Below are 8,637 nucleotides of genomic sequence, written 5' to 3'. Positions count from 1 at the left end.
GCGGCTTCGGGCTCGGGGCAGCTGACTTCTGGCTCATGTCCCACTCCTTGGGGTCACGATGAACCGGAAATCCTCCACTCCTCAACCAACCCCGCCTGTCTCAGGAGACCTGACGGCAGACAGGGCGTGTGCTGGCAGTGCTCCCCCACACAATGAGCGACTGGCAGCGAGCTTTTTGGTTCGTCGGGCCAAATGGCTGGCTCGAGGATCGAGCGCCGGCCGACAGGCTCGATGAGCCCGATCAGCTCGTCGCGGCTGCAAGACGGGAAAACGAGGAACTCATCGGGTAGCCGTCGCGGGCGGGGACTTCCTGCACATCAGCCGCCCAACTCACACCATTTGCCGGCGACATCCTGCAACGGCCCACCCTGCCCGAAAACATTACTTTTCTTGCCCTGTGGTGACGGCACGAAAGGGGACCTCGCGGCCACCCTTACCGTTCCCCCATGACCTGCGCGACCCGTTTGCCCACCTCGAGCCACCACGAACGCATGCCCTCGGCATCGGCAAGGGCTCGATGCTGGACCCGACCGCCGTTCCGGCTAGCGTGCTGAGCATCGCCCACGATCTCACTGGCACGATCCAGCCAAGCGCCCCGCGCCACATGCTGACCAGGGCCTCCTTTGACCGAAGCCAGCTGCAGGATGCGCCGCGCTTCCGGAAGCAGAATCTCCCGCTCTAGCTCTACTATCCGGATCGAGTGCACCAACCCGGCCGCCCTCATGAGGCGATCCAGCCATAACTGCTCCCACTTCGCGGCGTCGGACACCACGACTACGCCGGCAGCCCCTAGAACATCGAGAACCCTCCGGGCCACGTCTTCTGCGGGCTCACCCTCGCGCACCAGGCGCTCGCGAGCGAGACCATGAACCGCCTCCGACTCAGCGGACCACTCGACCCAGTCCGGCGCGGGTCGGATGAGATGGGCCTCGCCTTCACCATGTTCGGCTACCCAGCCGACCTCGACTGGATACGATCCCGGCGCCAGGGACGAGGCCTCGAAATCAACAAACACAAGCATTCAGGGTGACGACCTCCGCCGCGACAGCACCACGGAAAGCAACGTTGGGACAGCGCATTTCGGAATCAGACCACGCACAGGGCGCATGAGGAGAACCGGGCATCTCATGCCTCAGTTCTCCTCATGCGCCCTTGCCTCCTTACAAAGAGGAGCAATAGGTGTTGTCTGGGAATCAGCGGTTTTCCGGTTCGTAAACTACACCCTTTAGGGGTTTCCGATATGGTCACCAAAAACCCTAGGGCTACCTCCAAGCCCCGAGGCACTGGCTCGAAGGCCGTAGCTCCTACGCGCCGAAAGGCTGCATCAGCTGCACCACGCGCACCGGATCCTTTACCCGCGCCGGCTTCACGCCCGCCTGGTCGCCCTCCATCCGACACTCACCAAATCAGCCTTAGGCCAAGCCGGGAAGATCTAGCCTTCCTCCTGCGTCGGGCAGTCGCAGCGACGCTCGAGGAGCAACGGACGGTCACGCCACAACAGATCATCCTGCGCCTGATCGGCCACGCTCGGGCAGCAGAAGAAGGTACATGATACAGCCTGATCTCTCTACCTGGAGAATCAACGTGGCTGTGTTGACAATGCACCGTGGATACACCGAGGAGGTATGAGTTCGGTATGGGGAAGATACTGATAGCCGGGGGGATCAAAGGGGGTATCGGTAAGAGCACCCTTGCGGCGAATCTCGCCGTCCTGGCGGCCCGCGCCGGCCAGGAGGTGCTGCTGGTCGATGCCGATCCTCAGGAGACGACAGCCACCTGGGCAGCTGCCCGAGTTGAGCAGCCCGGCGACCTGGCGCCTGTCACCACCGTGTCCATTGTGGGCAAGCAGATCAGAGACGAGCTCCGACGCCTGTCAGGTAAGTACGGCGTGGTTATCGTGGACGCCGGCGCCCGGGATACCAGCACCCAGCGCGCAGCCCTGTCCGTCGCCAACATGGTGCTGCTGCCCTTTCCTCCCCGCGGGCCAGACCTATGGACCCTGGACGCCGTCGCCCAGACGGTCAGCGACGTGCGAACCATCAATGAGGGGCTACGTGCCGTGGCCTTCGTGAACCGGGCGGATCCGATCGGCAGCGATAATGCCGAGGCCGAAGCGGCCTTCGCGGAGCATGCAGAGGTGATCGAAGCGGCCCCTATCAGAGTCGGGAACCGCAAAGGCATAGCCGTGGCCCATCTGGCGGGCCTAGCCGCCTGTGAAGCCCAGCGCCCGGATGCCAAGGCCGTCGCCGAGCTGGATGCACTCTACAGGTATGCCTTCAATACGGATAATGCACCGTGAGAGTGCATTAGTGGTGCCAGTGCGATATCAAGTGCCTGTCTCGCCGACTAGCAGCAGACCTTCAGTCATCTCTTGCGCCTGGACGTCGCAGACCACCATATGACTACTGTGGTCCTGGAGGCCGGTATGCAAGAGATCCAGCTTCGCGACGCCAAGGCGACCCTGTCGGCTGTGCTCGATCAGGCCAAAGCCGGGCACCCCTCCGTCATCACCCGCCACGGACGCCCTGAGGCCGTGGTCGTCAGCTTCGAGGAGTGGCAGCGCCTCTCCCAGGTGCCATCCTTCGGACGTCTGCTGATGGCCGCCCCACTGGAGGACGACGACTTGCCCACGCGGCAGGGCGGTCTCCGCGATGTGGGCCTCTGATCCTGTATCTTGTCGACACCAACGTGCTCTCGGCCGGGGCGCCAACAAAGGCCATTGCCTCGCCGGACCTCGTCGCCTGGATGGACCGGAACAGCGCGAGCCTCTTTCTCTCCGTGATCACGGTCGCCGAGCTGGAGGACGGCATAGCTAAGCTCCGCCGGCAGGGCGCCACGCAGAAGGCCAAGGGGCTGACGGAGTGGCTCGAAGTGCTGCTCCACCTCTATGGCAAGCGGATCATCCCTGTAGACCTGGGGGCAGCGCGGCACATGGGCCGCCTGTCCGATCTGGCCCGGAGCAAGGGCCATGATCCGGGCCTGGCAGACATCGCTATTGCCGCCACGGCTCTACAGCACGGCTGCAGCATCCTGACCCGCAACGTCCGGCACTTCGAGCCATTGGAGGTGCCGGTACAGGATCCGTTCTCGGCATTGCCCGCCGACAGTTGACTGAGGATGCACTTTACCGGTGTGACGGCTGCACCGAAAATACACTGTCACAGTATCTAAAAGGTGCATCGATGGCCCAGAGCAGCAAGTTCTCTCGCCCTACCCGCCAGCCTAGCCAAGCCGACGTCGAGCGGGTCATCGGGGCGGCCGAGACCCGTGACGATCCTCTGCCGAAGGCAGCGCCCGAGCCGGCGCCCGCTCCAGAGGCGGAGGTTCGCTTCACTATGGTGTTGCCGCCTGACATGGCAGAGCGGGTAGACGGGGCCAGAAAGAAGGCTGGGGGCATGGCACGGCTGGCCTGGATCCGCCTGGCCATAGCGGAGAAGCTGAGCCGAGACGGTGCGTAGCCGGGGCTGCCAGTGCGCCCGGTAAACCTCCAGGAGGGTGTGGCGGCGCTAACGGTCCGCTTCGGTCCGGGCGCTCGGCACTGACCTGCCTGGCACCTGGGTAGCAGGCCAGGAGCACCAGGGCGTCTGAGGAGCACATCCCCGCTTGCGAAAAACGAGCGCCCGTTCCGCTCTGGACGAGATTGGCGGGCTGCGAGTCAGCCGATGCCCGGCCCGCACGAGAACTGCGGCTTCTCAGCCACGGCCGGGAATCATTACACCTTTGCGAGCGTTCGTTGCCGGGAAAAGGAGAACGTCCCACCGACCCGGCGTGTGTTGGATGCAGCTCTCACTGCTGTGGGCACCCTGAAAATTTCTATCAGACTCCTCTAGGGTGCCTGGAAGTGGCCTCTGGCAAGGAAAGTTCCCATCGGAACAACCGTCTGCCCGGCCGACGCTAACAGGCGGCAGTGATAGGAAGTGGAGTCGTGGCGGGGCCAAGCGCTACGTGCGAAATCGTTGATTTCTACAGGCCTTTATGGCCCTAATCCTGTCAAGTTCGAGGGTTTAGTGCTCGCCAACGTGGCGGCATGAACTACCTCACTGCTGCGAGCTTTGGCGGCACGGCTGGACGCGAAGGATGCAGCGTAAGACCGGCAGGGGACGCCACCACCTTGGCCTCCGGGTAGACTGCCATGGCCAGTTCCAGGTTCTGCTGAAATGTTGCACGGAAGTGGTCCAAGCGATTGAAGCCGGTGCCGAACTGCGCTTTCAGCGCGAGCCAGGTTATGGGGCAGGGCTTCTCAAGCACGTGGAGGCGGTAGGCGAGCCAGCAATAGATGTCCAGCGCCATCGAACTCGCGTTGAGCCGCCTGATCGCTGCCTCCTGTAGAGGAACGGGATGTCGCTTCAACTGCTCGAAGAAACTCTCTGACAGCTTCGCCTTCTCCAGAAATAGGCTCCCTTGGGCACCGTCGTCGGAGTCCAGGAACAGCGCGGTATCAACGATGTGCTGGTTCAATAGCGCGCCGCGCCCGCCCTGATTGATCTGGAAGGAAAGGCTGCAGTGGCTGATCCGCTCAGCTTGCTCGCGAACGTCCTTTACCGTCTTCCCGCCCCAAGCAATGTCCATCTTGGCGAGCCAGCTACGCAGCGACTTCCCGAGCTCGACCTCGCGCGAGTTCGTCCGAATCGCCTCCGTTTGCAAGTAGAGCATGATGAGACGCGCTCGGGACCCATATGGAACGCCAATCGGAACCGGTGCGCTGTCGCGAACTGCTCGCCGTCCAGGCTGCACCAGGAGCATCACTCGCTCGGTTTGGACCTGCCAGGGAGCGTCGTCAGGCAGACGCTTATGTGGGAGGGCTGCCTGCGCCCAGCCGGAGAAAAGGAAACCAATGCCCCCTTCTTCATCCGCCATGAAGTCCGCTGCCGCGTCCACCACACGCCGGTCGATGTCCATCGACAGTGCCCCGCGTCGCCCATGAGCCTCAATGATCTTGTGCACCGTCCCCATCGCCAAGACTCTCCCAATGCATCCCTCTTTTCCTCCGGAACAGGCCCGCTTGTCGCTGGGGGATTTACCGGGAGCAGCTACTAGGAAGGCTATTTGAGAATTTACTACTAGTTTGTCCCGCTGTTCCCCCCGGGATACCTCTCGGGACTCGTTGATTCTTCGACGCGCCTCCCCGGCAGAGTCCCCGCCCACCTCCGGTGAAGTCCCCGCCTGCGAGGTGAATGGTCCCGGGCCCCGGCGTTCAGCGAGCCGGGCTGCCGACCTGCGACTCGGCCTGACGCTTCGCGGCGACTGCTCATGCCGGACGATGCTACGCTGCGAGCCGTGCACGCCTCGCCACTTAAGAAAACTTTTCCTGGGTGGGCGTGTGATGGCGCCGAGGCGCTCCGCCAGGTAGAACTGTTGGTCCCCGAACAGGAGGACGCTGGCTTCCGGCGTTGGTGCTTCGAGGTGACCGGGTCTGACTCCTGACGATTCAACAGACCGCTTGAACGCCCCGGTAGAGTCCCCACGCCGGCAACCGCGCAAGCACTTGATCCAGCGCGGGTTGCGCTCCGTAGGAAGGCCGCCTCCCGCCAGAGTCCCCACCTCATCCTCTTGGCATTGGCGTGACGCCGCCCCCGGAGCCGCCGGGGAGGGAAGGCAGCGATCCGGGAAGCCGCCTCCCGGCAGAGTCCCCAGGCCCGTTCTTAGGAAAGATGCGGCCCAGACAGGGCCTGGGGCCTAGGGGAGGGGGCTCCCGGTAGAGTCCCCACGGCCCTTGAGAGCGCCGCTGCACCCATTGTTGGCCTTATTGTCACGGCGGAAGGGCGACGCAGCGGCACCAAGGACCCGTCTTCCCGGTAGAGTCCCCACTTCGGCAGCCCGCGAGCACTTGATCCAGCGCGGGTTGCGCTCCGCAGGAAAGCCGCCTCCCGGCAGAGTCCCCAGGCCCGTTCCTAGGAAAGATGCGGCCCAGACAGGGCCTGAGGGCTGGGGGGAGGGGGCTCCCGGTAGAGTCCCCACGGCCCTTGAGAGCGCCGCTGCACCCATTGTTGGCCCTAATGTCACGGCGGAAGGGCGAAGCAGCGGCACCAGGGACCCGTCTCCCCGGTAGAGTCCCCACTTCGGCAGCCCCGCGAGCACTTGATCCAGCGCGGGTTGCGCTCCGCAGGGAAGCCGCCTCCCGGCAGAGTCCCCACCTCATCCTCGTGGCATTGGCGTGACACCGCCCCCGGAGCCGCTGGGGAGGGAAGGCAGCGATCCGGGAAGCAAGTTCCCCCGGCAGAGTCCCCAGGCCCGCCCCTAGGAAAGATGCGGCCCAGACAGGGCCTGGAGCCTGGGGGGAGGGGGCTCCTAGTAGAGTCCCCACTCCCTTCGGAACGCCGCCGGGCCCAGTGCTGGCGGATCGCCGAGATAGCTCCGGGGAAGACCTTCACTGTCGGGTGGCAGTGGCGCCGCGCACAGGGCCGAAAGCCTCGCGCCATCGAGGTCTGGCTTCTTCGACGCTCCTGAGACGCCGGAGCCGCCGCGCTTGATCGCGAGCGGGTGAGAAGGCGACAGTCATGGCCGGCGCCACGGTGGAGATCAGGATGAGCCCGCTGCTGATCGTTCGTCGACGGGAGGAAGGCGCCGCGGAGGGCAGTCCGCTGGCGAATTGATCCCTCAGCCTGCGCCTGCCCTGTCGGTTGCTACGAACGCAGGGACTGCCGCAGGATCGGTTCCGTTGCAAAGATTGTGTAGTGCCGTGAATGGCCCGTGAGGGCTGCAGATCAGACTGCCGTTTGGAACAACCCTGCGACGAAGGCGGACTAGCCCCGCATGTCGCGTCCGCCGACCTCTCGAAGCTGTCCCTTTCTGATCATGGCCAAGATCTCGTATCCGGCGAGGGTTCGTCGCGCAGTCCGGAAACTGCCGAAGCCAAGCCCCGGTCGGACCAGGCGTTTCACGCGCCGATGATCCTGCTCGATGGTCTAATCGCAAATGACGAATTCTGCTGGGTTCGCCGCTCGCGCTTGCGCCTGAGCTGGTCTCGGCTGGCACTGTGGGAGCGCTCCAGGCAGGCCGGCACGACCCCAGCTTTATCCCTCCAGTCGGGAGGGACAGATGCGATGCCAGTGGACCGTGCGTCGGACGGCGTGGCCAGCTCCGGATGGTCAGCGTCGATGGGATCGGGCCTACCAGGAGGTATTGGCCTGGACGAGGGAGATGGCCGTCGCGTCTGCCGGCGGGTTGCGCGGCCCCGGCGTGCGGGAGGATGGCCATGAGGACGGCCCTTTATGCGCGGGTCTCGACACAGCGCCAGGCGCAGGCCCAAACCGTCGAGCAGCAGATTGAGCGTCTGACCGGCCATGCGCGCCAGCAAGGCGGGGACATCCTCCCTGATCAGGTCTTCCGCGATGATGGCTACAGCGGCGCCTCGCTGCGGCGGCCAGGGCTCGATCGCCTGCGCGATCGCGCCGCGGCCCGCAGCCTCGATCTGGTCCTGATCACCGCGCCGGACCGGCTGGCGCGCAACTACGTGCATCAGGTTTTGCTGCTGGAGGAGCTGCAGGGACATGGCTGCGAGGTGCAGTTCCTCGACCGCCCCATGAGCCAGGATCCGCATGATCAGCTGCTATTGCAGATCCGCAGTGCAGTGGCGGAGTATGAACGCACGCTGATCACTGAGCGCATGCGGCGTGGCCGCCAGCGCAAGTTGGAGGCGGGAGTGATGCTGTGTTGAGTGCCACTGAGAACTGACCCGGTTAGGGGTGAAGTTGCCACTGAGAACTGACCCATGTTCGGACGCTAGCTTCTGCCTTTTGGGCGGGGGCGGCGGGAGTGTTGGACATGGCGTTATTGAGCGTTATCCGGCGCTGGCATTTCCGGGAGCACCTGTCGATCCGCTTGATTGCTCGCCGGACGGGTCTGTCGCGGAACACCATCCGCAAGTACCTGCGGTCGGACGCGGTGGAGCCGGTTTTCAGGACACCCGATCGCCCCAGCAAACTGGACCCCTTTGCTGAGCGGCTGGCGGCCTGGCTGCGGACGGATGCTCGCAGACCGTGCAAACAGAAACGCACGGCCCGGCAGTTCCATGCGGAGCTGGTGGGGCTGGGCTATGATGGTTCGAATCGGCGGGTCGCGGCCTTTGTGCGGGCCTGGCGGGATGATTGGCTTCGCCAGCAGCAAACCTCCGGCCGCGGTGTCTTTGTGCCCCTGGCCTTCGGCCCGGGCGAGGCGTTCCAGTTCGACTGGAGCGAGGAGCAGGCCGTCATCGGCGGCGAGCGCACCAAGCTGCAGGTTGCCCACCTCAAGCTCTGCCACAGCCGGGCCTTCCTGGTGCGGGCCTACCTCCTGCAAACGCACGAGATGCTGTTCGACGCCCACAATCACGGCTTTCGCGTGCTGGGTGGCGTGCCGCGGCGCGGGATTTACGACAACATGCGCACCGCCGTGGACCGGATCGGCCCGAGCCGCGAGCGGCAGGTCAATGCCCGCTTCCTGGCCATGGCGAGCCATTATCTGTTCGAGCCGGAGTTCTGCAATCCAGCCTCGGGCTGGGAGAAAGGTCAGGTCGAGAAAAACGTCCAGGACGCCCTGTCAATGCTGAGGTGGATTTCCTCAGAAGCGCTGGCTGAAAATTCCCCAGATCGGCTGGTCCTCATGTGTTGGGACTGAGGTCGGCGTGCCTGGCCTTGGGTGGCCTGCCGCGGCGGCGGG

The 8,637-nt window shown here is 64.6% G+C and carries 7 protein-coding genes and 1 pseudogene; 5 read left to right on the top strand and 3 right to left on the bottom strand.

What is annotated here, in order from left to right:
• Positions 1 to 433: 433 nt before the first annotated feature.
• Positions 434 to 1,021 carry a transcriptional regulator gene (locus tag J8J14_RS23985; RefSeq protein WP_209382059.1) on the bottom strand — a complete coding sequence of 196 codons (588 nt, stop codon included), beginning with the start codon at positions 1,019 to 1,021 and terminating at the stop codon, positions 434 to 436.
• 615 nt (positions 1,022 to 1,636) lie between these two features.
• Here J8J14_RS23985 and J8J14_RS23980 point away from each other — a divergent pair.
• The 3 genes from J8J14_RS23980 (at position 1,637) to J8J14_RS23970 (ending at position 3,111) form a co-directional block, all read left to right on the top strand.
• Entirely contained in the window at positions 1,637 to 2,299 is a 663-nt protein-coding gene (locus tag J8J14_RS23980; RefSeq protein WP_245216133.1) for an AAA family ATPase, read from the top strand.
• 126 nt (positions 2,300 to 2,425) lie between these two features.
• The gene (locus J8J14_RS23975; protein ID WP_209382061.1) at positions 2,426 to 2,665 is read left to right on the top strand and encodes a type II toxin-antitoxin system Phd/YefM family antitoxin; all 240 of its coding nucleotides are present in this window, start codon (positions 2,426 to 2,428) and stop codon (positions 2,663 to 2,665) included.
• The gene (locus J8J14_RS23970; protein ID WP_342452530.1) at positions 2,662 to 3,111 is read left to right on the top strand and encodes a type II toxin-antitoxin system VapC family toxin; all 450 of its coding nucleotides are present in this window, start codon (positions 2,662 to 2,664) and stop codon (positions 3,109 to 3,111) included. Before J8J14_RS23975 ends, J8J14_RS23970 begins: the two co-directional genes overlap by 4 nt.
• Before the next feature lie 921 nt (positions 3,112 to 4,032).
• Here the strand turns inward: J8J14_RS23970 and J8J14_RS23965 are convergent.
• Together J8J14_RS23965 and J8J14_RS23960 are read right to left on the bottom strand one after the other, a co-directional pair.
• On the bottom strand, positions 4,033 to 4,899 hold the full coding sequence (locus J8J14_RS23965; protein WP_245216132.1) for a replication protein RepA: 867 nt from the start codon (positions 4,897 to 4,899) through the stop codon (positions 4,033 to 4,035).
• A gap of 1,844 nt (positions 4,900 to 6,743) precedes the next feature.
• Positions 6,744 to 6,902, bottom strand: a complete 159-nt coding sequence (locus J8J14_RS23960; RefSeq protein ID WP_408896605.1) for a DDE-type integrase/transposase/recombinase — start codon at positions 6,900 to 6,902, stop codon at positions 6,744 to 6,746.
• 293 nt (positions 6,903 to 7,195) lie between these two features.
• Here J8J14_RS23960 and J8J14_RS23955 point away from each other — a divergent pair, with 293 nt between their 5' ends.
• Both J8J14_RS23955 and istA read left to right on the top strand, forming a co-directional pair.
• Complete coding sequence (locus tag J8J14_RS23955; RefSeq protein WP_209382056.1) at positions 7,196 to 7,657, top strand: recombinase family protein; 462 nt, start codon at positions 7,196 to 7,198, stop codon at positions 7,655 to 7,657.
• Positions 7,658 to 7,764: 107 nt separating this feature from the next.
• Positions 7,765 to 8,514 (top strand): annotated as a pseudogene (gene istA, locus J8J14_RS23950) (IS21 family transposase); the annotation flags it as partial.
• Positions 8,515 to 8,637: the final 123 nt, after the last annotated feature.

The organism is Pararoseomonas baculiformis, assembly GCF_017813395.1.
Classification (GTDB): Bacteria; Pseudomonadota; Alphaproteobacteria; order Acetobacterales; family Acetobacteraceae; genus Roseomonas; species Roseomonas baculiformis.
The sequence above is the reverse complement of the archived record's forward strand: the minus strand, read 5'-3'. Positions and strand labels throughout refer to the sequence as shown.

Bases quoted from the DNA above. Each gene is read 5' to 3' on its own strand.
- J8J14_RS23985 (WP_209382059.1), bottom strand. From the start codon at position 1,021: ATGCTTGTGTTTGTTGATTTCGAGGCCTCGTCCCTGGCGCCGGGATCG.
- J8J14_RS23965 (WP_245216132.1), bottom strand. From the start codon at position 4,899: ATGGACATCGACCGGCGTGTGGTGGACGCGGCAGCGGACTTCATGGCG.
- J8J14_RS23980 (WP_245216133.1), top strand. From the start codon at position 1,637: ATGGGGAAGATACTGATAGCCGGGGGGATCAAAGGGGGTATCGGTAAG.
- J8J14_RS23955 (WP_209382056.1), top strand. From the start codon at position 7,196: ATGAGGACGGCCCTTTATGCGCGGGTCTCGACACAGCGCCAGGCGCAG.
- J8J14_RS23975 (WP_209382061.1), top strand. From the start codon at position 2,426: ATGCAAGAGATCCAGCTTCGCGACGCCAAGGCGACCCTGTCGGCTGTG.